Genomic DNA, 23567 nt, shown 5'->3' with positions numbered 1-23567 from the left:
CTCGACGCTGGTAGGGTTAGCTTAAATAGCCAATAAATAGTCGTGCGATAAATACCAGAGCCACCACAAAAAAGACGGTGGCGATTAGCGCTACGGCAATAAGCACAAGGGGGTTAAGCGTAGCAATGTCGTCAGAATGACCTTTGCCTCGACGCACACCGAGAGCACCCCATGCAATGGCCTTCACCGTTTGTTTCAGGCTCATTTTTCGTCGTGTCAAGTCGCGCATATCATTATTCATAGCATCACCCTAAGAGACTGCCGCCACGCAGGAAAGTCCAGATCATAATGGCGACGACAATCACCGCAAGAATAAAACCAGTGATGCGGTTTCGTTTTCGTTGCTCCGGGGTCATGGCGAATCTCCTCGTAAACAGAACTTCAATCATTTAAAGGGAGGTGGCGTCTCGAAGGTGTGATGGGGCGCAGGAGACGGTACGGTCCACTCTAAACCTTCAGCATACTCCCATGGGTTTGCGGCTGCAGGCTCACCTTTGCCCATCGCAGCGCGAATGACGATTGCAATCAGTATGAGCTGTGAAAACCCAAACCAGAATGCGCCAAGAGTAGCGACCTGATGGAAGTCGGTGAACTGTGCTGCGTAGTCGGCGTAACGCCGGGGCATGCCTGCCAGCCCCAGGAAGTGCATGGGGAAGAAGGTGATATTGAAGGAGATCATGGTGAACCAGAAGTGAATCTTCCCCCACCGCTCGCTATACATACGTCCGGTCCATTTGGGTAGCCAGTAATAGGCTCCGCCAAACAGCGCGAATAATGAGCCGGCCACCAATACATAATGAAAGTGAGCCACGATGTAGTAGGTATCGTGTACAGCGATATCGATGGGGGCCACCGCCACAATCAGGCCCGTGAAACCGCCAATGGTAAAGACAAAGATAAAACCGATGGCAAACAGCATTGGCGTCTCGAAGCTTAAGGATCCCCGCCACATTGTCGCGACCCAGTTAAAGATCTTTACCCCCGTAGGAATCGCGATCAGCATTGTCGAATACATGAAATAAAGCTGGCTGGTGACCGGCATGCCCGTGCTGAACATATGGTGTGCCCACACCAGAAACGACAGAATGGCAATCGCCGCCGTGGCATACACCATAGATGCGTAGCCAAACAAAGGCTTACGAGAGAAGGCAGGGACAATGGCCGAGACAATGCCGAAAGCCGGCAAAATCATGATGTATACCTCTGGGTGTCCAAAGAACCAGAATATATGCTGATATAAAACCGGATCGCCGCCGCCGGCGGCATTAAAGAAGTGCGTATCAAAGTGACGGTCGGTCAGCAGCATAGTGACTGCAGCTGCCAGCACGGGCATTACAGCGATTAACAGGAAAGCCGTAATCAGCCATGTCCAGCAAAACAAGGGCATGCGCATCATGTTCATGTTGGGTGTACGCATGTTGAGTACGGTCACAATGATGTTGATGGCCCCCATAATCGATGAGGCCCCCAGAATATGCACCCCAAAGATGACAAAATCCATCCCGGGCCCCATCTGTAGCGACAAGGGGGCGTACATGGTCCAGCCACCAGCAGGAGCACCGCCGGGAACAAAGAATGAGACCGTAAATAAGGTGGCACCCACGGGAAGCAGCCAGAAGCTGAAGTTGTTCATCCGTGCAAAAGCCATATCCGAGGCGCCAATTTGCAGGGGGATCATCCAGTTGGCGAAGCCCACAAACGCTGGCATGATGGCGCCGAAGATCATGATCAGGCCGTGCATGGTCGTGAACTGATTAAACAGTTCAGGACGGAAAAATTGCAAGCCAGGCGAGAACAGCTCGGTACGCACCAGCAAGGCCAGCACACCGCCTTCCAGCAGCATGACAAACGAGAAGATTAAATACATCGTCCCGATGTCTTTGTGGTTTGTCGCAAACAGCCACCTTCGCCAGCCTTTGGGCGCGTGGTGCGCACCGTGATCGTGGTCGTGGGTGACCGAAGGGTTATCGGCAGTAACGGTGTTCATTCTTTGCTCCTTCCTCCATGGCTGAAGCGCTTAGGCTTCAGGGGGTATGCGCATTATTTCAGGCCTGATACTCAACTCAACGCAGTGCTTTCACATCACTGGGCTGCACTACGGGATCGGGCCCTTCGCCCGCATTACCCCAGGACTGCCGTGTATAGGTAATAACCGAGGCGATTTCCACGTCATTCAATTGGTCTCTGAAAGCTGCCATAGCCGTGCCCGGATGCCCGTTCAGCACCGTCAGAATTTGTTCTTTCATGGGCGCAAGTACATATTTTTCGTCGCCATCCAGAGCAGGAAATGTACCGGGCAGACCTTGGCCGTTAGCCTGGTGACAGGCAACACATGTCTTGGTATAGACTTCCTGGCCGCGGCTGACCAGTGCGTCTTCGTCCATGGTGTCTACGTTGCTGTCGTCTTGAGCGCTGCCGGCCTGGGTCTGGTCGGCTGCCCACTGCTCGTAGTCCTCTTGGGATACGACCTTGACGACAATCGGCATAAAGGCATGGTCGCGACCGCAGAGCTCAGCGCATTGACCACGATAGGTGCCAATTTTCTCTGCTGTGAACCAGGCGTCTCGCAAGAAACCAGGGATGGCATCTTGCTTGACCCCGAAGTCGGGAACCATCCATGCGTGTATGACGTCAGCCGCTGTCACTACAACACGAATTTTTTGTCCACCGGCACCACGAGGGGATTATCCACTTCCATGAGGTAGGTGTTGGATTTTGGCTCACGGTTTTCGATTTGAGCTCTGGGGGTAGAGAGATTCGAAAAGAAGCTGACCCCTGATGCAGGGCCATCAACATATTCGTAGCCCCAATTCCATTGGTAACCCGTAGCCTTGATCGTCAGGTCGGAACTGGTGGTGTCTTTCATGGCGACCACCGCTTTTGTAGCAGGTAGTGCCATGCCTATCACAATAATGAAAGGAATGACTGTCCAGGCGACTTCAACTCCCAGGTGTTCATGGAAGGTAGCTGGTTTAAACCCCTTGGACTTACGGTGCACAACGATGGAGTAAAACATGACTCCGAATACACCGAGGAAAATCACGGTGCAGATGACGAGCATCATCCAATGCAGCCATGCAATGTCGCGTGCCATTTGCGTGACTCCCGGAGGGAGATTTAGCTGGTTGACACGGGGCCCACCCGGCATATCTTCAACTTGAGCGCTGACAGTAGTGACAGCACAGAGGGCGATTAACCCTGTAAAACCTCTCCACATCTTCATGTAGTCCCTCGTTTTATGCTTGTTTATCACCATGAGCGGTGTACTGACTGCAACGGCAAGGAGAACGACTGGAAAATTACGGCTTGGTATTCATGTTCAGCTAGACACAAGGCCTGACTGTTTGGATTTTTATAGTTGGAGCTTCAGGGAAATTATAGCGAACAAGTTGAAAGCATCAAGGGCAGGGTATGCCCTACGATGCGGATAGTACAAATACATGGTTTGACTTGGCATCAGTTGGGTAGGCATGAACTACAATCCGGATCATGACAATTAAAACTACTAAATCGTTGTCGATAGCGCTGCAGAAGCGCTTTCAGGAATTGCTACTACTCACTCAAGAGTTGCCGCCTGTAGGCTGCCGCCCTCTGACCGTCTGCGGCCGGGTCTGTGGCTGGGCGCACGATGCCGCGGCAAATGTATTGTCCAGGCTTCCAGGTGTTGCTGTCGATGGCGAAGCCGTGCATATCGCGTCTAATCAGTCTCCTTCGGCGAAAGTTAATGCACGCTTAGCTGAGATTGCTGTCGCGTTAGATGCAGCAGGGTGTGTAAAGTCATGGAGAAACGAGCTGTTGGATGTAGTCGGTGAAGGCCAGCATTTAGGTGCTATTGAGCGGGGCGGTGTACGTCCGCTAGGGCTACTTACACAAGCTGTGCATCTGAACGCCTGGACACCCGACGGTCACCTGTGGGTGCAGAAAAGAGCTTCTCACAAATCAACAGACCCAGATAAATGGGATACTTTGGTTGGAGGCTTGTCCAGCGCTAACGAAGATTTACATGTGTCGTTAATACGCGAATGTGAGGAAGAGGCGGGGCTATTTATTGACCAGCTTCACGCTCTGGAGCCCATGCGCTTGATTTTACGCATGCACAGGCGTTTGCCTGAAGGCTATCAGGTAGAGAATGTGTGGGTAAATGACTGTGTCTTAGATGAGACTACGACACCTAAGAATCTTGATGGTGAAGTCAGCGAGATACGCTCAATCAGTATTGATGAGTATTGGGAAATGGCGCAGTTAGGTATGTTCACTTTAGAGGCCGAGATTGTCATACTGGACAGCATCCGTCGACGCATTGAGAATTCTAACGGTGGATAATTTGTTTTAATCCCTGGATCTGGCTCATATTATTAGGAGTACGACTATGCAAAACCCTTTTGACATACCGGGCATGATGGGGACAGGCGGCACCTCAGCGGACTCATCAAAGAACCCGTTGTTTGCGTCCTTGGAAATGATGCGGTCAGCATGGGAGACCATGGGCGCAGGTGGCTTCGGTAACGTGGCCGATTCTTCCGCTGCATTTTTGGCACCCGAAGAGCTTGAGAAACGAATTCGTGACTTGCGTGCCGTAGAGAACTGGTTGAAGCTTAACCTATCAATGCTGGAAAGCACGATTCAGGGTCTGGAAATTCAAAAAGCAACCATTTCAACGGTACAGGGGTTTGCACAGCGTGCCGCCGAAATGGCAAGCGCCTCTGCTGCTGCCGCTTCCGGCTCCGGCTCAAGCAAGGGTGCAGCTTCGACAGAGGATCCTGCCGATTCAGCAAAAGCATGGTGGTCGCTAATGCAGCAGCAGTTTGAGGCTATGGCTAATGCCACGGCAGCTTCTATGCAAAGTGCCCAGGCCATGGCGGACACCATGGCTTCATCGGTAGCAGACGTATCCGGCGATTCTACCTTTACGAAAGCCGCTGCAAAGAAATCGGCCAAGAAAGCCGCCAGCAAGGCGAGTGGTGCGTCTAAAAGCGCTTCAGCGGCAAAGAAAACAACCCGTCCTTCCAGTAAATAACGCGTGCCGTCTTTTTTAGGTAAAGTTTTATGTTGAATGTAGTTATATTGGCCGCCGGCTTAGGCAAACGTATGCAGTCGGCCTTGCCCAAAGTATTGCATCCTATTGCGGGCAAGCCCATGCTTGAGCATGTCCTCGACTCGGCCCGGCTGTTGCAGCCAGATCGTATCGTAGTGGTGGTCGGACACGGTGCCGAGACGGTAGAAGCAAAATTTGCCGGTCAGGACGATTTGCGATTTGTTATCCAGCAGCCCCAGCAGGGTACCGGGCATGCGGTGATGCAAGCCGTACCAGAGCTTCTGGGCGAGGGTGCTGCAGATACCACCCTTGTGTTGTATGGCGATGTGCCGCTGGTGCAGCCCGATACCTTGCAGGCCTTATTAGATGCTCGCCAAGAGGGGCTGGCTATTCTCACCGAACACGTGGCAGACCCTACCGGATACGGCCGTATTGTTCGTGATGAGTCCGGTTTTATTGCTCGCATTGTCGAACATAAAGATGCTTCGGACGTCGAGCGTGCGATCAATGAAGTCAATACCGGTATTCTTGCCGCGCCTACTTCCCGGCTCAAGCTGTGGCTGGATCGTCTCGATAACAGCAACGCACAAGGTGAATACTATTTAACGGATGTGGTTGGTTTTTCGGTTAGTGATGGCGTAGCGGTCAGCGCTGCACATCCTGCGCACTCCTGGGAAACGCTGGGCGTGAACAGTCGTGTTCAGCAAGCTCAGCTTGAGCGGGCATGGCAAGAAGAGCAAGCTCGACGATTACTAGAACAAGGTGTAACCATCGCAGATCCGGCGCGATTTGATCTTCGTGGAACCTTGAGCTGCGGCCGTGATGTATTTATTGATGTGGGCTGCGTGTTTGAGGGTGATGTGGTGCTTGGTGATGGCGTGCATATTGCTGCGCATTGTGTGCTTAGCAACGTCACGCTGGGTGAAAAGTCACGCATTGAGGCATTTAGCCATCTCGATCAAACAACGACGCAGTCTGACGTCAAGGTAGGCCCTTTCGCGCGTTTACGCCCGGGTACCCGACTAGGAGAAGGTGCGCAAATCGGTAATTTTGTTGAAGTGAAGAACAGCCATTTTGGGCCGGCCTCCAAAGCAAGTCATCTGTCTTACATCGGTGATGCTGTGTTGGGTGAGCAGGTCAATGTGGGCGCCGGCACCATCACATGCAACTACGATGGTGCAAACAAGCATCAAACCATTATTGAAGATAATGTGTTTATCGGTTCCGACACTCAATTGGTTGCACCGGTCCGGGTTGGCAAAGGGGCGACTATTGGCGCTGGCACAACCGTTACCCGTGATGTACCAGCCGACTCACTGACGATTTCTCGTAGTCCACAGAAAACGATAGATTCGTGGGTACGGCCCACCAAGAAAAAAGCGGAGTCTTAATTACTTTCGTGCTGCCCATAGAAACTGCAATTTCACCAGATGATGAAGACAATGTAAAAAAGGCGACACTGCCCGATGGCCTGCCTAAACCTCAGCGTATACGCGCTGCGGCAACGCTACTGTTGGCCATTGCCATTACTGTCTTGGATGCCACGATGTCCAATGTGGCATTGCCGACCATCGCACTCGAGCTGGACATCGAAGCCTCACAAGTGGTTTGGGTATCCATTGCCTACAGTTTGACGGTAGTAATGACCTTGCTGCCATTGTCTGCTGTTGCTGACAGAGTGGGACTACGCCGCTTGTTTGTTTTGGGCACCGTGGTGTTTTTAGTGGCATCCCTGGGGGCTGCGTATGCCCAAAGCTTCACGACCTTGCTTTGCGCTCGTATCGCTCAAGGTCTGGGTAGCTCGATGCTGATGTGTTTATTTGGTGGGCTGGTGCGCAACATTTATCCCGCTAAGCGTCTGGCGATGGGATTAAGCTTAAACGCCATGGTCGTGGCCATGACTGCCGTCATGGGACCTTCGATAGGTGCCTTTATCCTGAGCGTGGCGTCCTGGCGCTGGATATTCCTGATAACCGTACCTTTGTGCGCGCTCACGTGGCTGGGCATACGTTATTTGCCTGAAGCTCCGCGTACTCGTAAAGCCTTTGACTGGATAGCCTGTTTACTTAGTGCGCCGGTGTTTGGGCTTTCTATTCTTGGTCTTGACTTACTGACGTCCCAACCTCTTTGGGCGGCGGCTTGTCTAATTGTAGCGGCCCTCTGTGCCCGCTACCTGATTGCGCGTTCCCTGACACAAGACGCTCCCATCGTGCCAGTGGATTTATTGAAGATTACGGCGGTGGGCTATGCCGTACTGGCATCGTTGTTCTCGTTCGCTTCACAGATGGCAGCAATGATCGCCCTGCCTTTTTATTTCAGGCAAGTCCTGCATTACAGCTATGCAGACATTGGCGTGTTTCTGGGAGCGTGGTCCATAGGCGTGGCTATCATGGCTCCGGTTTCTGCGTACCTCTCGGCACGCTTGCCGGTGGCAACCTTATGCGCAGTAGGAGCCGGAGCAACGGCCGCGGGCATGACCGGCCTGTTAATGCTGGGTACCCAGGGGTCTTATATTTTGGTTATCAGTACGATGCTGGTCAGCGGTGTTGGTTTTGGCTTTTTTCAAACCCCAAACAATCGTGCTCTATTGGCTGGCGTTCCCCGCCATCGCAGTGGGGCTGCCGGCGGTATGCAAGCCACGACGCGTGTTTTCGGACAAAGCTTCGGCACAGCGCTAGTGGCACTGGTGTTCGGAGCCAGTGTCAGCAATGGGCCTTTTTAGGGGTGGTAGTGGCAATTTTTTGTGCTCTGATATCGGTGGGCGTTAATATTGCACGGCAGCTGAATCCTGCATCCGATCCCGATTTTTAATAATGGAGCTTCATGAAAATTCTGATGGTTAATCTGGAGAAGGGCTGGCGAGGTGGCGAGCGCCAAACTTTTTCTACTGCATCGGAACTGCACCAGCATGGATGCCAGGTTACATTGCTCGCCAGAAAAGGTGGGGCATTGTATGCCAGAGCCCGTCAAGCTGGACTAACTGTCAAAGAGATAGGGACGAACGCCGGGCTGGCAGTGTATCTGTTGATGCACCGAAACGCCTTCGACATCGTGCATGTGCAGACGGCGGGAGCATTGACAATGGTCGCCTTGGTGAAACCATTGTTGCGCGCCCGCGTGGTCTATACCCGGCGTACCAGTTTTCCTATCAAGTCACGCACCCACCTGAAGTGGAACCGTGTGGATGCTTTTGCTGCTATTAGTGCTGCGGCGGCAGAGCTCCCGCGAAGTCTGGGTATAGAGGTAAGTATCATACCCAGTGCGATGGAGTTTGTTCCCGCCGATGCAGAGCAAATTACGCAGTTTGCAGAAGACTATGAGCTATCGGGAAAGTATGTCATTGCTACCTGTGCTGCTTTCTCTCCAGAGAAAGACCCGCTGACATGCGTCAGGGCAATAAACGAACTGTGGAAGAAAAGGCAAGATTTTGTTTTTCTGCATTTTGGTGCAGATGGGCGAGAGTTTCAGGCCACCGAAGCTTTGGTTCATGAGCTAGGCCTTGAGCAGGTATACCGCATTGTGGGCTTTAAGCAGAATATTGAAGATATGTATCGCTTAATGCATGTTTTCCTGCTGACATCGATGTCCGAAGGTATGGGATCCAGTGTTCTGGAAGCTTTCCTGTACGGTGCTACTGTAGTTTCAACGAAGGTTGGCGGGGTACCTGACCTGATTGGAGACGATAGGGGAATTCTTTGTGAGGTGGGCGATTACCAGTCGATTGCCGCAGCATGTGATACTTTGCTGGAAAACGAAGCCTTAAGAACGGCACTTGCCACAGAGGCAGAGAAGCTGGTTTTGCAGGAATACAATGTGCCTCTTATGGCAGAACGTTATGTAGCGCTGTATCGGGCAACGTTAGGGCAGACAGAGTAAAACCTCGACATTGTCGGGTTTTGTTTCTGAAAAAAGGTGCAGGCGGCTACATAGAAAATTAAAATTTTCCAGGTGTTAAATTCCTTTGAGGAAAAATTTATGTGTGGAATTGTCGGAGCAGTAGCGCAGCGTAATGTGATACCAGCATTGCTGGAAGGCTTGAAGCGGCTTGAGTACCGCGGCTACGACTCGTGCGGTATTGCTGTGTATCAGCAGGACGCCTTGCATCGGGTGCGCAGTACAGACCGGGTGGCAGAGTTAGCTGCACAGGTGCACGAGCAGCAATTGCAAGCTGATACAGGTATCGCACATACGCGCTGGGCCACACACGGAGCTCCGGCTACGCATAATGCACATCCGCATTTTTCAGGCCATGAGTCAGGCGCTTCTCGCATTGCACTGGTGCATAACGGCATAATTGAAAATCATGATGTGCTGCGCGACGAACTGCGTAACATCGGCTATGTGTTTGAAAGCCAGACAGATACCGAGGTAGTGGCGCATTTAATTGACCATCTGTATCAGGGAGATCTACTGGCGGCTGTGCAACAGGCTTGTCTGCGGTTGCAGGGTGCTTATGCCTTAGCCGTGATCGCCAGTAATGAGCCACATCGCATGGTAGGAGCGCGCAATGGCTCTCCGCTGGTCGCCGGCCTGGGTGAAGGCGAAAATTTTCTGGCCTCTGACGCCTTGGCATTGGCAGGAGAAACCAGTCAGATCATCTACCTGGAAGATGGTGATGTGGTTGACCTGAAGATCGAGCATGTTCATATCTTTGACGCCAGCGGTGCACAGGTAGAGCGCGCGATTCATACGGTACATTTGCAATCTGGTGAAGCAGACTTAGGCCCCTATCGCCACTACATGCAAAAAGAAATCTTTGAGCAGCCTCGTGCGGTAGGCGATACTCTGCAAGACGTTGAGGCCATTACGCCTGAACTCTTTGGGGATAACGCTTCTCAAACATTCGAGCAAATAGATCGCGTCCTGATTCTGGCTTGCGGCACCAGTTATTATGCGGGGTTAACTGCGAAATACTGGATAGAATCCATCGCCCGTATACCGGTCAGCGTAGAAATCGCAAGTGAATACCGTTATCGCGACAGCGTACCCAATGCAGACACCTTAGTGGTAACCATCTCGCAGTCTGGCGAAACAGCAGACACCTTGTCCGCTCTCAAGCATGCACGCAGCCTGGGTATGGAAAACACCCTGACAATCTGCAATGTGGCTACGAGCGCTATGGTACGCGAGTGCAAGCTGGCCTACATTACCCGGGCGGGCGTCGAGATTGGCGTCGCCTCGACCAAAGCCTTTACCACCCAGCTGACGGCATTGTTTTTATTGGCTCTGGCCATAGCACAGGTTAAGAATCAGCTACCCGCAGAGAAAGAAGCCGTTTACTTAAAGTCGCTCCGCCATCTGCCCAAGGCTATTGCCTCGGTATTGGCGCTGGAACCCCAGGTTATTGACTGGGCTGAACGCTTTTCCAGTAAAGAGCATGCCTTGTTCTTAGGACGGGGCATGCATTATCCCATTGCCCTGGAAGGCGCATTAAAACTCAAGGAAATCAGCTATATTCATGCCGAAGGCTATCCGGCAGGTGAGCTAAAGCACGGGCCCCTGGCTCTGGTTACCGAAGCCATGCCAGTTGTGACCATTGCGCCACGCGATGAGCTGCTGGAAAAGCTGAAGTCCAACATGGAAGAGGTGCATGCCCGCGGGGGCGAGCTCTATGTGTTTGCCGATGCCGACACGAACATTGCTTCCAGCACAAACATTCACGTCATACGCATGCCAGAAAATTACGGGATGCTGTCTCCGATTTTGCATGCTGTTATCTTGCAGCTGTTGGCCTATCACACTGCGTGTGCCTTGGGTACGGATGTGGACAAGCCCAGAAATTTGGCGAAGAGTGTGACGGTTGAGTGAGGGCGGGGCGCTTATTATTAATCTCCACCTCACAGCCGTTGCTGCAGGTACTCCACAACGGCTTCTTGGTCCCCGGTAAACTGCACGCGTTGCGCTTTGCTTTGATACTGATATTTATACATGGGGTCGTAGTACTCATCTAAAAGCACTCGTATCCATTCGCTGTGCAAGCTGAAGTCTCCTTGTTGTTGCAGTGCCAGCGCTTGCTCCATGATGTAGGACAGGTGCCGGTAACGCTTGTCTCCCAGGCGTTTGGCTATACGTGACAGGCTATGGCGTAACCGCTCTGCAAACAGATGGAAGCCTTGCTGTTCACCGTATTGCTGGGTGAACTCAGCACAGAGTTCGTGCACGTAGTCACGCCGTATGCGCTCCACGCGATTTTCCACACTGTCTTCCAGCCAAATAACCGGAGCCTGCTGCATAGCTTGATGTAATGGGAAGGGAAGGTTACAGCTGCCAATCAACTGGCTTTCGTCTTCAACAATAAAACGCTGGTGACCTGCAGCGCGTTTTTGAGTACATCTATGGCCAGGCGGTTTTCAAAATCTATTTGCGAAGGTTGCGTCAGCACGTGTTTACCAAAGCTGGAGCCTCGATGGTGAGCATGCTTTTCCAGATCCAGACTGTGCGCCAGCTTGAGCAGTACATCTGTTTTACCAGCACCCGTAAGGCCGCCCAAGACAATGAACTGACATTCGGCGACGGCTTGCTCGATGGTTTGCAGCAAGAAATTGCGCATGGCTTTGTAGCCACCAATGACCCGGGGGTAGGTGATGCCGGCTTTTTCTTTCAGCCATTCTTGAGTGATTTGGGAGCGTAAGCCACCGCGGAAGCAATACAGGTAGCCATTTGGATGCTGGCGGCTAAAGTCGGCCCAGGCGGCAATGCGGTCTGCTTTGCTTTGACCAGCCACCAGTTGGTGGCCGAGTGCAACGGCGGCTTTCTGTCCCTGCTGTTTATAGCAGGTACCGATTTTCTGACGCTCTATGTCGTTTATTAATGGTACGTTAATGGTGCCGGGAAAGGCGCCTTTTTGATATTCAACGGGCGCCCGAACATCCATCATAGGGATATCGTGTAAAAACAGTTCGCGGTAATTGTGACTGTTATCTCGCATTATTTGCCTTCTGCCAAGTGAGCTGATTGGGCAATGAGTTTGCTAATGGTTGGACCATGATGAGCGGCGTAAAAAAGAAGCGAGACAGTAAGACAACTATTGTACTGGCTTGGCGAATAGCAAAAAGGGAAATGTGCGAGAAACGGGCCTAAATTTGATCGTTGTGGTCTAAGGGATTGAGGCAGCGGGTGTGATTGGGCTTAGTTGCTGCAGCAACTGGCGCATGGGGGCAAAAAGATCACTGGCAGCGACGCCGCGCCCGTCAACGGCGCAACGCTCTCCGGCACGGGCATGAACATAAACCCCAAGGCAACTGGCATCAAACAGTGACATGTCTTGTGCTACGAATGCAGCGATCACGCCGCCCAGTACATCGCCAAAGCCCGCTCCGGCCATGGCCGGATGCCCGTTGCGACATAGGCGTAATTGTTGGGAATTGGCTATCAGGCTATGGGCTCCCTTTAGCACGACAACCGCTTGAAAACGTTGCGCCAGTGTCAGCGCCGTCTGTTCTCGTGCCGCTTGCACCTGCTGTGTGCTGCAATTCAGCAGGCGCGCAGCCTCGCCGGGATGTGGGGTCAATATCCAGCGTCGCTTGCCACCCCAGCGGTTCGTGTCTTGAGCCAGTAAGTTCAGCGCATCGGCGTCCCAAATCTGCACCGTTTCGGTTTGTGCCACCGCGTTGAGTAAATCCTGTGCCCAGGCACCCTGGCCCAAGCCAGGGCCGATGAGGATCACCGAGGCTCGCTGCAACAGGGGCTGAAGATCCTGTGCATTATGTACTGCCTGAGTCATGATTTCGGGCTGGCGTGCCAGACTGGGGCTGACATGTTCTGCCATGGTGGCCAGGCTGACTAGCCCGGCGCCTAGCCGCAAGCTTCCCTGTGCGGCCAGCAACCCCGCACCACCCATTCCAGCACCACCTGCTACTACCAGTACATGCCCCAGCAGCCCTTTATGGCAGTCTCGTTGCCGGGGCGCTAGTTTTGGTAACGCCGTTTTAGTTAAAACGTGACTTGTTGGCATGTCTTTAACCCCTGAGTGCTGTGATGAAATTAGTAGTTCAGGTATCAAATTAGTATAGGGCCATGCAGCTTTTTTACGGTATCTGACGCCACGCAAGCAGGCTTTTCAGAACCATAAAATCAATAATGTCCATGATTTACCTTCTAGGCATCAGGGTGTTTTTTTATTCGGGTAATCATTTTTCCGCGATGCGTAAAAGAGCTGGCCACCGAGGGTATTGCTTAGGTTTTCTGCGGCATCCAGTATTGTTTTTTTCCATTCCTCTGTGCTTTCAGGGAAAAGCGTGTGGCGGGCCCCGACAGTGCAAGTGCTCCTTTAAGGCCTTCTGCACTGAAAACGGGAGCCGCAAGCGCTGCAATTTCTGCCTCCCGTTCACCGATTGACATCAGCACTTCCGGCGCCGGCATATTGGACGGTGTCGAATACCGGATCAGAATATGCCCGGCAGCCCCTTTATCTAAGGGTAAGAGTTCACCCTCACGTATATGGTCACGTAATTCTCTGTTTGAATCTGAGCGGTATAGACAGACACGCATATCGCCATCCAGGGCAAAGAAAGACGCGCCTTCACCTGTGATATTGACCAGGGTATCCAGTACAGGGGGGACGTGCTGATCCAGATTGAGTGAGCTCTTATAGACATGAGCCCAATTCAGTACGCGTGCACCTAACTGGTATTGACCATTACTAAGACGCACAACGCAGTGATGCTGAATAAGTGTGCCTAATTGACGCAGTAATGTGCTTTTGTACAAACCGGTACGAATAGAGAGCTCGTGAAGTGATACTGACGGCTCGTTAGTTTTAAAAGCATTAAGAACGAGGATGGCGCGCTCTACGGCCAAAACAGGTAATTGTTCATCCATCTTAGTAGTCACCCTTATACAAAAAAGAATCCAGGCATGCTATAAATTCTATTAGACAGACTAGAGTTCTGTCAAGCAGAATTTAAATAGAAGCGGAGACAAAGAAAAGGAATGCTATGCATATTGTGAAAAAGTTACTTTCAGCAGTCGTGGCAACCAGCGCGGTGCTCAGTACAGCGGCTGTGGCTGCCGAAGATGTTAATAAGTACCCCAGCCGGATGGTGACTATTGTGGCGCCATATTCGCCAGGCGGAGCGACTGATATGTTTTCTCGCACATTGGCGCAGGGGCTGCATGAAACCTTTGATGAGACAGTGATTGTTGAAAACAGGGCTGGCGCTTCGGGGGTTATCGGTGCCGAGCATGTATCCAGGGCAAAGCCCGATGGCTATACGCTGGTGGTGGGTGCGGTGTCGTTGCACGCTATTTTGCCTTCACTGATGCAAAAAATGGAGAAGGCCCAGGGAAATTTAACCCCGGTGGCCACACTGGCTAACTCGCCGTCTTATGTGGTGGTGTCCGCGAACAGTTCTGTGGAGACCATTGAAGACCTCATTGCCGTGCTAAAAGCAGAGCCGGGAAAATACATGTACGGTTCTGCTGGGCTGGGCACGTCACAACACATGCTGGCTGAGCTGTTCAAGCAGAAAGCCGACGTGGACGTGATGCATGTGCCGTATAAAAGCAGCGGTGAAATGGTATTGGATCTGATCGCCAACCGCGTAAACATGGCGGTTGAGCAAGGCCCAGCAATTTTAAGTCATGTCCGTAATGGAAGTTTGCGTATTTTGGCAACCACAGTCAGCGAGCGGACCGACGAGATGCCAGATGTGCCAACCTTGGGAGAATCCGTGTTACCTGGTTTTGAAGGGAATACCTGGTTTGCGGTGTACGCGCCTAAAGGAACGCCTGAGCCAATCGTTGAAAAGTTAAACGTTGCGATCAGTGAGGTTGTCCAGAAGCCAGAAGTAGAAAAAGTGTTGCGTTCACAGGGTGTCGTGCCGATGCGCTCGTCGGTAGCAGAGTTGGCAGCGATGGAAGCAGCCGATCGCGAGATGTGGCGGAACGTGATTAATGCTGGCGAGATCTCGATTGAGTAAAGGAGTTGCTAGGAATGCTTGAAAACACCACAGAAGTCAGAGCCGACTATAAGGAAAAAGTGTCCGGGGATGCGCTTTATGTAAACGATATAGTACGTCCGGGAATGGTGTATGCCCGTCTGTTACGCAGTCCGCTTCCACATGCTCGAATTCTTGGTATTGATAAAAGCGAGGCCGAGGCGTTGCCGGGCGTTGTGGGCGTTTTTTGTGGTGAAAATCTAGACGAGGCCTTTTGTAAGGAAATCAGATGGGGGCTGTACTTTAAAGACCGCCCGATTATCGCAAAGGACGTTGTCCGGTATGTCGGTGAACCGGTGGTGGCGGTGATTGCCGTTTCTGAGGCGATTGCTGAGGACGCCATTGAGCTTATCGACGTTGATTATGATGTGCTGCCGTCAGTGACGGAGATGCGCGAAGCGGCAAAGCCTGATGCGCCGTTATTGCATGACAGCTTCGATGCATTAAATAACTTTTATTTTCATGGTGGCCCCAAACCGGTCGAAGGCACCAACATTTGCCATGTGTATGAGTATGATCAGGGAGATGTTGATAAAGCGTTCGCTGAAGCGCATACCGTTATGGAGGAAGAGTTCAGCTTTCCTGGCGTTAACCACTACGCGATGGAGCCCCATGGGCTGATTGCCGACTATCGCGATGATCAGCTTGAACTTTGGAGCAATGGTCAGACACCCACTGCCATTCAGCGCGTTTGCTCAACGGTGTTTGGTATCCCCTTAGGCAAGATCCGCATTCATACACCGTATATTGGTGGCGGCTTTGGGGGTAAGGCGTCAGTGAAAATTGAGCCTCTTGCGGTGGCATTATCCAAGTTTGTGCGACGTCCAGTAAAGATGCAGTATGGGCTGGTCGAGTCGATGCTGACGTGCCGTCGGGTGGGCACCATTATTACGATGAAAACGGCCGTTGATGATCAGGGCAAACTGATCGCGCGCAGTATTGATGTGATAGGTAACTGTGGTGCCTATGCCGATACGGGGCCGGCGAGCACCACCAAGGCGGCTTTTCGGGCAATCGGTCCGTATACCTTTGAAAATTTACGGTTGCGGTCTCGTGCCGTTTACACCAACACGGTACCCGCCGCATCCTGCCGTTCGATTGGCGGACCGCAGGCTACCTGGGCCGCTGAGTCGCAAATCGATGAGTTGGCGCATGCGATCTCCATGGATCCTACCGAGTTCAGACGGCGAAACCTGGCCCCACGGCACGGTGTGATCAAAGCGGATCTACGCCCGATCGATGTCTGTGTTCGCGACGAGATGGAGCATGCACTGCGACTGATGGATGAGACGATGGGAGCTGTAACCGCTTCCAGTGTACGTGGCATGGCGGTGGCAGCAACAGATCCTGGCATTTTGCCGATTAGTGGTGCAATCGTTCGCTTGCGCTCAGATGGCCATATTACGGTTTCCGCCACCACAGCCGAGCTCGGTCAGGGTGCACGCGGTGTGCAGCGCTTGCTTGCTTCCCGTTATTTGAAGCAGCCCATTAGTGCCGTCACCGCTTTAGAACCTGATACGCAGTCCGCTCCTTACGATTGGGGTACCGGGGCAAGCCGCTCTACCGTCATGGTTGGGCTGGCGATTGAAGATGCGTGTGAACAAATTTCTCAGCAAGTTATCGAGGCGGCAACACTGGCTTTGGAGGTTGCCCCGGATGACGTGGAAATTGTTAGCGGTGGAGTGCAGGCAGCGGGTCAGTTTTATGACTTTGCAACGCTTTTGCAGCGTTTTCAGGGGATCAGCGCGGGTGAGTTCATTGCGATTGGTCGGGTAACGCCCTACAGCAAAAATGGCACATTACGCCAGGCCCCGCTGTTCTGGGAAACGTCAGCCGGCATTGTTGATATCGAGGTGGATGAAAGCACAGGCCATATCGATGTCAATGCGATTGCGTTGTGTGTGGATGCCGGCAAGGTTTTGAATCCCAAAGCGGCAATTGGCCAGGATGAGGGTGCCATTGTGCAAGGCTTAGGTCATACCTTGACTGAGCAGTATGTATACGAAGACGGACAGTTGATAAATGGGTCGGCCTTTGATTACAAGGTGCCAACCATTGAGCAGATACCCACGATGGTTTCACACACCATTGAAAACGGCGATGGACCCGGACCCTTTGGTTCTCGAGGAATGGGAGAAGGTGCCATTCTTCCGATCGCCCCTGCCATTGCGAATGCGATAAGAAATAAGTATGGGGTACGGATACGTTCGTTGCCGTTGACACCAGAGAAAGTCTGGCTGGCAATTAATCAAAAAGGAAAGGGAAATGAAATTTGAATCTCAAACCACGATTCAGTGCGAGAAAGAAGCCATTTGGTCGTTGCTGTTTGACGTAAGCCGGGTGGCAGAGCTGATTCCTGGGTGCAGCGATGTAGAGGAAATCGAGGTTTTAAAAGAATATTCCGCACTGATTAAACAAAAAGTGGGGCCTTTCCGTTTTGCCATGCCATGTGAAATAAGCGTCGATGAATATCTTGAGAATGAAAGAGTAGGCATTACGGCAACAGGTAAAGATAACAAAACTGCTACCAGTGTTTTTGTTCAAATGGTGCTGACCTTAAGTGATGAAGACGAGGGTGAAGGGGTCGTCATTGATGTGGATGCTGATATCCAGATCACAGGAAAACTCGCTACGCTGGGTCATCCGATTGTGAAACGAAAGTGCAATGACATTTTTAAAGAGTTTGATAAAAACTTGCATAACGAGCTGGAGATGATTGATGAAGCCAAGGAGGTTTGAATTTCATAACCCAGATCATTTAGATGAAATTTGGGAGTTGGCCGAGAAATATGAAGATGACTTTATGTTTTACGCTGGGGGCACCGAAGCAATCATTGGTTTAAAAGAGCGTGTTATTGATGTTGGGCATGTGATTAATGTCAAAAACATACCAGAGCTCAGCGCCATCCGTGTTGAAGACGGCGTGTTGCGAATTGGTGCTTTGGTTACGCACCAGGAAATCGCCGATTCCGAGCTTGTGCAATCGGTGTTGCCAAGTTATGCAGCGTTAAGTAATAACGTGGCCAATATCCGGGTACGCAATGCCGGTACCTTGGCTGGCAACCTTTGTTTTGCTGAACCCAATGCGGACCCACCCGCCATGCTGGCCGCGTTGAACGCCTATGTTGAATTATGCAGTTCTGACGGAAAGCGACAGGTGCACATTCGTGAGTTTTTTGACGGACCCTACACCACCGTTCGTGAAGACCATGAGTTTTTAAGCGAAATAGCAATTCCTGTGAGTGATAAGAATCAGTTCAGTGTTTATCGAAAAATTGTGTATTTAAATCGCCCTTCAGCTGGGGTTGCCGTTGTACGAAATACCGCTCAGCCCCATGGTAACTGGGAGGTTTGGGCAGGTTCCTTAACGGGTGTGCCTGAACGCATGAATCAGTTGTGTGCTTACCTGAACGATGGCCAGGCACTCAGCGAGGCCGGGTTACTGGAGGTAGCGCAACAGGACACGGTTGAGTGGGATGTGTTGGACGGAGTTTATGGCTCGGTCGATTACCGCAAGCATCTGGCGACGGTGTTAGCTGCCAGGGGCGTAATGGAGAGCATAGGATGACAAGTGTTGTAGAGACTTCCGTTCGGTTATCCGTTAACGGACAGGAAAAAGAAGTAACCGTTGAGCACCGTGATCTTTTGCTGGACGTGCTACGGGATCAACTACGGTTAACAGGTACTAAACGATCCTGTGATAGCGAAATTTGCGGCGTGTGTACTGTTTTGGTCGATGGCAAGCCGGTTTCCAGTTGCAGCACGCTGGCGATTGACTGTGCTGACCGGCGGATCCAGACCATTGAGTCGGGCGGGGATGATGCGGTTATTCAGGCGCTACAGCAGGCTTTTATTAAGCATGGGGCGCTGCAGTGCGGGTTTTGTACGCCGGGCATGATTATGACGGCTCGTTCGTTAATACAGAAAACGCCATTACCGACCGTAGAGGATGTGAAACATTATTTGCATGGAAGTATCTGTCGCTGTACGGGGTACCTGAAGATTGTTGATGCCATTATCGATGCGTCCAGGCAGTTACAGGCGAAGTCCGTCGAGTAGCGACTAGAGTCAGATTTCTGCGTCGTGTTTTTTATTGGCAGCGTGCCTAAAAACCCTGCCAAGGGGCACTTGCGTGCTGTCCAAATGTAAAGACTTTATTAAATCAGTGTAAGGAAGTGAATCATGGCTGTTAATTCAGGTGAGGCAAAAAAGGTCGCAGTATGTGGTGCCGGGATGGGAGGCCTTGCGGTGGCGCTGGGTTTGGCTAAAAAGGGGTTCCAGGTTGCCGTGTATGAGCAGGCCTCTACGCATCGTGAGTTAGGTGCAGGTCTTTGGATATCCATGAACGGCGCTCGCGTTCTGAACGATTTGGGTTTACGTGATGAGCTGACAAAAATTGACTTGCCACCAGAGGATCGGGTTGTGAAGTTATGGAGCACAGGTGAGGCCTGGTCAATCTACAACAAACAGGCGGCAAACAGCAAAGATCACACTCTGTATATGGTTTTACGCTACGAGTTACATCGGATTCTTGTTGAAGCACTGGAAAAATTGCAGCCCGGATGCATCCACCTCGGTCACAAGTGTGTTGGTTTCGAAGAAACAGACGACCATGTCGTTGTGAATTTCAGTAATCAACCTTCGGTAACCGCCGATGTGCTGATCGGTGCTGATGGTGTGCACTCCAAGGTTCGACATCAGATGTTTGGTGAGGTGAAGCAAAACTTTACTGACGCGATTGCCTGGCGAGGCCTGGTACCAATCGAGCGCATTTCACCTCAATACCAAGCCCCTGTTGCAACAACCTGGGTAGGCCCCACGGCTCATATCACATGCTATCCCGTGCAGCATAAAGGACGTCAGTTCTTTAGCTTTTCAGGGCAGGTTGATAGCGAGGTCTGGGAGCAGGAATCCTGGTCTGATCCCGGCAAACTGGAAGAGTGCTTGATGGATTTTGACGGCTGGCACGAACAGGTTATTGAAATGGTTAGTGGTGCCGACATTCTGTATAAGTGGGGTCTATTTACCCGTGCTGAACTGCCAACGTGGGTAGGTCAGCGTGTGGCATTGCTGGGCGATGCCTGCCACTCAATGACGCCTTACCTGGGACAAGGCGTAAACATGGCGTTTGAAGATAGCGCTGTGCTAACGAATGTATTGAGTAGTAATGAGGATGTGAGTGTGGCGCTTAGCGAGTACGACAGCCTGCGTCGTGAGCGTTGCTACAAGGTGGTCAAAGCGTCAATGGGCATGCTGGATGTATTCCATCACGAAGCATTGAAAGAAGAGCAAAGTGCCCGAGACTACATTGAAAGCCAATGGAGTCCTGAAAGAGTTCGTGAGCGTTATGACTGGATCGTTGGTTATAACGCGCTTGAGGTAGGGATTTAAATTTGGCATTTTGCCAAGACGCTTTTGATCATATAGATATAAGTGAATGTAAAAATGCAAAAACGAATTTGGGATGATCTGATTACGCAGCGAGAAAAAGACCTGTACCAGAAAACCGGTTTTGGTAAAAAATCGGGTCTTGGTGAGCGCTGCGCTTTGTTGGTTATCGATGCACAGCGGCGTACGATTGGCTCAAAATCACAGCCCATTGAAGAAGCGATTCAGGAGTTTCCCACAAGTTGTGGTGAATATGCCTGGAATGCATTGCCCCAGATTAAAGCTTTGGTGGATTTCTTCCATGAAAAAAACTGGCCAATCTTTTATCCCTATGTGGCTTACAAGAACGACTATGACCAAGGGCAGTTTGGTACCAAGGTGTCTGCAGTCATGAATGTACCTATCGAGGGGTACGAGTTCCCGACCGCTATCGAGCCTAAAAATGGGGCAATCAAGGTGGCGAAATATCACCCTAGCGCATTTTTCGGTACCAGTTTGGCGAGCTATTTAATTGAACGAAGGATTGACACCCTGATTGTTACCGGAGCGACAACCAGTGGTTGTGTACGTGGCACGGTGGTGGATGCCAGTTCACTTAACTATAAGGTGGTGGTGGTCGAGGATGCTGTATTTGATCGGGTGCCTTCCTCGCATGCCGTAAACCTGTTCGATATGGCCAGCAAGTACGCCGATGTGATGCCAGCCGAAGAGCTGATAGCGCTGCTGGACGATGTAAAGGTGTATGCATGACGACGCAGGCAGCACCCGTCGTTTATAAAACTTATACCCGTGCTCAGCTAGATCGCGAGTATGACAACGTCAGGAAGGTGCCGAATTTCGATTTTTCTACCTACCTGGCAGAGCTAAATCAAGCGAACGAGCTTGCCCGCACGCAATATAAAGAGAGCTTTAGTGCAGATGTGCCTTACGGCGATGGGCCTGATGAAACCATGGATCTGTTTTTAACCAATCCGGGCGGTCCACTGCACGTGTTTTTTCACGGCGGGTACTGGCGGATGTTGCATAAGAATGATTTTTCTTATGTGGCAAACGGCATAGTGGCGCATGGGCATAATCTGGCGATCATTAATTACTCGCTCATTCCCACGGTCAACATGGGCGAATTAGTTAAGCAATGTGTTAAGTCGGTTGAGTGGCTAATGGCGCAGGGACAGGCGATGCATTTTGACCCTGCGCGCATTTCAGTATCAGGGCATTCTGCCGGAGGCCACTTAGCGGCGATGATGGCTACACATTCGTTTCAGTACGAGCTGCAATCTATCTGCGCTATGAGTGGAATCTTTGACTTAAGCCCTATCCAGCTTTGTTTTTTAAACGATGTATTAGCGCTGACCGATGAAGAGGTGGCTACCTATAGTCCGGTACGGCGTAAACCTGTTTTCTCAGGAAAGTTACGTTTAATCACCGGAGCCCAGGAAGGGGCTGAGTACGAGCGCCAGGCTAAGGAGCTCGTGTCGAAATGGTCTGCTTTGGGTTTGAACTCAGATCTGGATTTTCCTGAAAAGCATGATCACTTCACACTGCGTGCGGCGTTGGGAAATCCTGATTCCGACATTACTAAAGCCGTTCTGTTTTTGTAAATACAGATAGGAAGGGACAATAAATGGTAAAAAAATCACTGTTTGATGCCTGGGCGCATCTACTTAATTTAAGCAAACTGAAGAAAGGTGAGACTGTTGCTATTCTTGTTGGCGACATCACCCACCCGGAACATTTGGCAGCAGTCAAATCAGTGCTGACCATGCAAGGGCACGTCTATTATGTGATGGAGCTGGGTGAGGCGCCAAGCATGGGCTTAGCCGGAGACTCCACCGCGGCGTATGCACCGACAGCGCTGGCTTCCAATCCAGTAGCCATTGATGCGTTGACGAAATCCAGCTTTATTGTGGATTTGATGGGCATGTACCGTGGCGGCGAGCAGAAACAGATTCTGGATGCAGGCTCCCGCATTTTGCTGGTTAAAGAAGGTCCTGAAATATTTATCAGGATGATACCGCAGCAGGAAGATAAGGCTCGAGTCATCGAAGCAGTCGAACTCATTAAAAAGTCACAGGTGATGCAGGTTACATCCGAAGCAGGAACCGACCTGGTGGCATCATTTGGGAAATACGACTACCTGGCCCAGTATGGTTTCTCCGATGAACCAGGCCATTGGGACCATAGTCCTAGCGCTTTTGCGGCGGCATGGCCTACCGAGGAATCGGTGCAGGGACGGGTTGTACTGAACGCTGGCGATGTGATTTTGCCCTTTAAGTACTACTTGCAAACGCCCATTAACCTGGACATTAAAGACGGCTATATCACGTCGATTACGGGTGGTTTTGATGCCAAGTATTTGCGCGAGTATATGGCCTCTTTTAACGATCCCGAAGCCTATGCCGTATCGCATTTAGGGTGGGGTCTGCATGACCGTGCGCACTGGACAGGTCTTGGCATGTACGACAAGCGCCAGACAAACGGAATGGAATCTCGCTCCTTTGCCGGGTGCTTCATGTTCTCTACCGGCCCCAATATCGAAGGAGGTGGTACCCGCGAAACCGAATGTCATCTGGATATTCCCATGCTTGATTGCACGGTGAAAATGGATGACGTGCTGGTCGTGGAAAAAGGGCAGCTAGTTAAGCGTTAAGACAAAACGCAGCGCACAATATAGTCCGCACGTTTTTTGGGTAATGAGAAATTATTCAAAAGATCGACAAAAAGATCAGCATAGACGAGGAGCAGTCGCAAACATGAAAAATTTATCCCAAAAAGATTGGCCATCCGCCTTATTTCTTTTAATTATCGGCTTGGGTGCAGTGCTAGGTAGCATGGACTACAACATGGGTAGCTTGGCTCGTATGGGGCCTGGATACTTTCCCACGCTATTAGGAATGTCCTTGGTATTAATGGGGCTGCTCCTGCTGGTCGGTCCCAGAGGAGAGGAGTCAAAGCTGAAAGGCAGCTGGCGTGGCAGGTTGCGACCGTGGGGATGCGCCATAGCAGGCATGCTGGGCTTTGTCATTTTAGGGCAGTACGGTGGTTTTATGGTCGCCACTTTTGCGTTGATTTTTATCTCTGCATTTGGAGATAGCAATAATACGTTTAAGGGCAATCTGTCTTTAGCGGTTTTAATTACCGTGGCCACTGTAGGACTTTTTCATTTTGGCCTGCGGCTGCAACTTCCTCTTTTCGTCTGGGGTTAA

At 51.4% G+C, this 23567-nt stretch carries 21 protein-coding genes and 2 pseudogenes; 16 read left to right on the top strand and 7 right to left on the bottom strand.

All coding sequences use genetic code 11. From position 1 onward, the window contains the following. Positions 1 to 16: 16 nt before the first annotated feature. From L1889_RS14295 to coxB, 4 genes and pseudogenes are all read right to left on the bottom strand, one after another. Complete coding sequence (locus L1889_RS14295; protein ID WP_238665664.1) at positions 17 to 241, bottom strand: DUF2970 domain-containing protein; 225 nt, start codon at positions 239 to 241, stop codon at positions 17 to 19. Between the two features lie 4 nt (positions 242 to 245). Then, a complete protein-coding gene (locus L1889_RS14290; RefSeq protein ID WP_238665663.1) occupies positions 246 to 356 on the bottom strand; it encodes a cytochrome oxidase small assembly protein in 111 nt (36 codons plus the stop codon). Between the two features lie 29 nt (positions 357 to 385). Further along, positions 386 to 1987 carry a cytochrome c oxidase subunit I gene (gene ctaD / locus L1889_RS14285; protein WP_238665662.1) on the bottom strand — a complete coding sequence of 534 codons (1602 nt, stop codon included), beginning with the start codon at positions 1985 to 1987 and terminating at the stop codon, positions 386 to 388. Between the two features lie 76 nt (positions 1988 to 2063). After that, positions 2064 to 3223 (bottom strand): annotated as a pseudogene (gene coxB / locus L1889_RS14280) (cytochrome c oxidase subunit II). A 266-nt stretch (positions 3224 to 3489) separates the two neighbouring features. Here coxB and L1889_RS14275 point away from each other — a divergent pair. The 6 genes from L1889_RS14275 (at position 3490) to glmS (ending at position 10843) form a co-directional block, all read left to right on the top strand. Next, complete coding sequence (locus tag L1889_RS14275) at positions 3490 to 4323, top strand: NUDIX hydrolase (protein WP_238665661.1); 834 nt, start codon at positions 3490 to 3492, stop codon at positions 4321 to 4323. Between the two features lie 46 nt (positions 4324 to 4369). Next, positions 4370 to 5017 (top strand): PhaM family polyhydroxyalkanoate granule multifunctional regulatory protein, encoded by a 648-nt coding sequence (locus L1889_RS14270; RefSeq protein ID WP_238665660.1) that lies wholly within the window; start codon positions 4370 to 4372, stop codon positions 5015 to 5017. 29 nt (positions 5018 to 5046) lie between these two features. Continuing rightward, positions 5047 to 6426: a bifunctional UDP-N-acetylglucosamine diphosphorylase/glucosamine-1-phosphate N-acetyltransferase GlmU gene (gene glmU / locus L1889_RS14265; protein WP_238665659.1), complete on the top strand. Its 1380-nt coding sequence runs from the start codon at positions 5047 to 5049 to the stop codon at positions 6424 to 6426. Next, positions 6390 to 7757 (top strand): MFS transporter, encoded by a 1368-nt coding sequence (locus L1889_RS14260; RefSeq protein WP_308217650.1) that lies wholly within the window; start codon positions 6390 to 6392, stop codon positions 7755 to 7757. The genes glmU and L1889_RS14260 overlap by 37 nt, the downstream gene beginning before the upstream one ends. A gap of 101 nt (positions 7758 to 7858) precedes the next feature. Then, positions 7859 to 8911: a glycosyltransferase family 4 protein gene (locus tag L1889_RS14255; RefSeq protein ID WP_238665658.1), complete on the top strand. Its 1053-nt coding sequence runs from the start codon at positions 7859 to 7861 to the stop codon at positions 8909 to 8911. A 99-nt stretch (positions 8912 to 9010) separates the two neighbouring features. Beyond that, entirely contained in the window at positions 9011 to 10843 is a 1833-nt protein-coding gene (gene glmS / locus L1889_RS14250) for a glutamine--fructose-6-phosphate transaminase (isomerizing) (RefSeq protein ID WP_238665657.1), read from the top strand. Between the two features lie 29 nt (positions 10844 to 10872). On the opposite strand, the pseudogene mnmH reads toward glmS, so the two are convergent. The 3 genes and pseudogenes from mnmH to L1889_RS14235 form a co-directional block, all read right to left on the bottom strand. After that, a pseudogene (gene mnmH / locus L1889_RS14245) lies at positions 10873 to 11963 on the bottom strand (tRNA 2-selenouridine(34) synthase MnmH). A 168-nt stretch (positions 11964 to 12131) separates the two neighbouring features. Continuing rightward, positions 12132 to 12989, bottom strand: a complete 858-nt coding sequence (locus tag L1889_RS14240) for an NAD(P)H-hydrate dehydratase (protein ID WP_238665656.1) — start codon at positions 12987 to 12989, stop codon at positions 12132 to 12134. 221 nt (positions 12990 to 13210) lie between these two features. Further along, complete coding sequence (locus tag L1889_RS14235; RefSeq protein ID WP_238665655.1) at positions 13211 to 13855, bottom strand: IclR family transcriptional regulator; 645 nt, start codon at positions 13853 to 13855, stop codon at positions 13211 to 13213. Positions 13856 to 13971: 116 nt separating this feature from the next. Between L1889_RS14235 and L1889_RS14230 the strand changes: the two genes are divergently transcribed. The 10 genes from L1889_RS14230 to L1889_RS14185 all read left to right on the top strand — a co-directional run bounded on the left by L1889_RS14230 (position 13972) and on the right by L1889_RS14185 (position 23567). Then, positions 13972 to 14955: a Bug family tripartite tricarboxylate transporter substrate binding protein gene (locus L1889_RS14230; protein ID WP_238665654.1), complete on the top strand. Its 984-nt coding sequence runs from the start codon at positions 13972 to 13974 to the stop codon at positions 14953 to 14955. A gap of 14 nt (positions 14956 to 14969) precedes the next feature. Continuing rightward, entirely contained in the window at positions 14970 to 17249 is a 2280-nt protein-coding gene (locus tag L1889_RS14225) for a xanthine dehydrogenase family protein molybdopterin-binding subunit (RefSeq protein ID WP_238665653.1), read from the top strand. After that, positions 17239 to 17712, top strand: coding sequence for an SRPBCC family protein (locus L1889_RS14220; protein ID WP_238665652.1), 474 nt, complete (start codon positions 17239 to 17241; stop codon positions 17710 to 17712). Before L1889_RS14225 ends, L1889_RS14220 begins: the two co-directional genes overlap by 11 nt. Beyond that, complete coding sequence (locus L1889_RS14215) at positions 17693 to 18541, top strand: FAD binding domain-containing protein (protein WP_238665651.1); 849 nt, start codon at positions 17693 to 17695, stop codon at positions 18539 to 18541. The genes L1889_RS14220 and L1889_RS14215 overlap by 20 nt, the downstream gene beginning before the upstream one ends. Next, on the top strand, positions 18538 to 19032 hold the full coding sequence (locus tag L1889_RS14210; protein ID WP_238665650.1) for a (2Fe-2S)-binding protein: 495 nt from the start codon (positions 18538 to 18540) through the stop codon (positions 19030 to 19032). Before L1889_RS14215 ends, L1889_RS14210 begins: the two co-directional genes overlap by 4 nt. A gap of 123 nt (positions 19033 to 19155) precedes the next feature. Further along, on the top strand, positions 19156 to 20364 hold the full coding sequence (locus L1889_RS14205; protein WP_238665649.1) for an FAD-dependent oxidoreductase: 1209 nt from the start codon (positions 19156 to 19158) through the stop codon (positions 20362 to 20364). A 54-nt stretch (positions 20365 to 20418) separates the two neighbouring features. Further along, positions 20419 to 21111 carry an isochorismatase family protein gene (locus L1889_RS14200; protein WP_238665648.1) on the top strand — a complete coding sequence of 231 codons (693 nt, stop codon included), beginning with the start codon at positions 20419 to 20421 and terminating at the stop codon, positions 21109 to 21111. Next, positions 21108 to 21962, top strand: coding sequence for an alpha/beta hydrolase (locus tag L1889_RS14195; protein ID WP_238665647.1), 855 nt, complete (start codon positions 21108 to 21110; stop codon positions 21960 to 21962). Before L1889_RS14200 ends, L1889_RS14195 begins: the two co-directional genes overlap by 4 nt. Positions 21963 to 21985: 23 nt before the next feature. Further along, on the top strand, positions 21986 to 23011 hold the full coding sequence (locus tag L1889_RS14190; protein ID WP_238665646.1) for a 2,5-dihydroxypyridine 5,6-dioxygenase NicX family protein: 1026 nt from the start codon (positions 21986 to 21988) through the stop codon (positions 23009 to 23011). Between the two features lie 103 nt (positions 23012 to 23114). Further along, a complete protein-coding gene (locus L1889_RS14185; protein WP_238665645.1) occupies positions 23115 to 23567 on the top strand; it encodes a tripartite tricarboxylate transporter TctB family protein in 453 nt (150 codons plus the stop codon).

Source organism: Paenalcaligenes niemegkensis, from assembly GCF_022230885.1.
Classification (GTDB): domain Bacteria; phylum Pseudomonadota; class Gammaproteobacteria; order Burkholderiales; family Burkholderiaceae_B; genus Paenalcaligenes; species Paenalcaligenes niemegkensis.
This window is presented reverse-complemented; position numbering and strand designations above follow the sequence as displayed.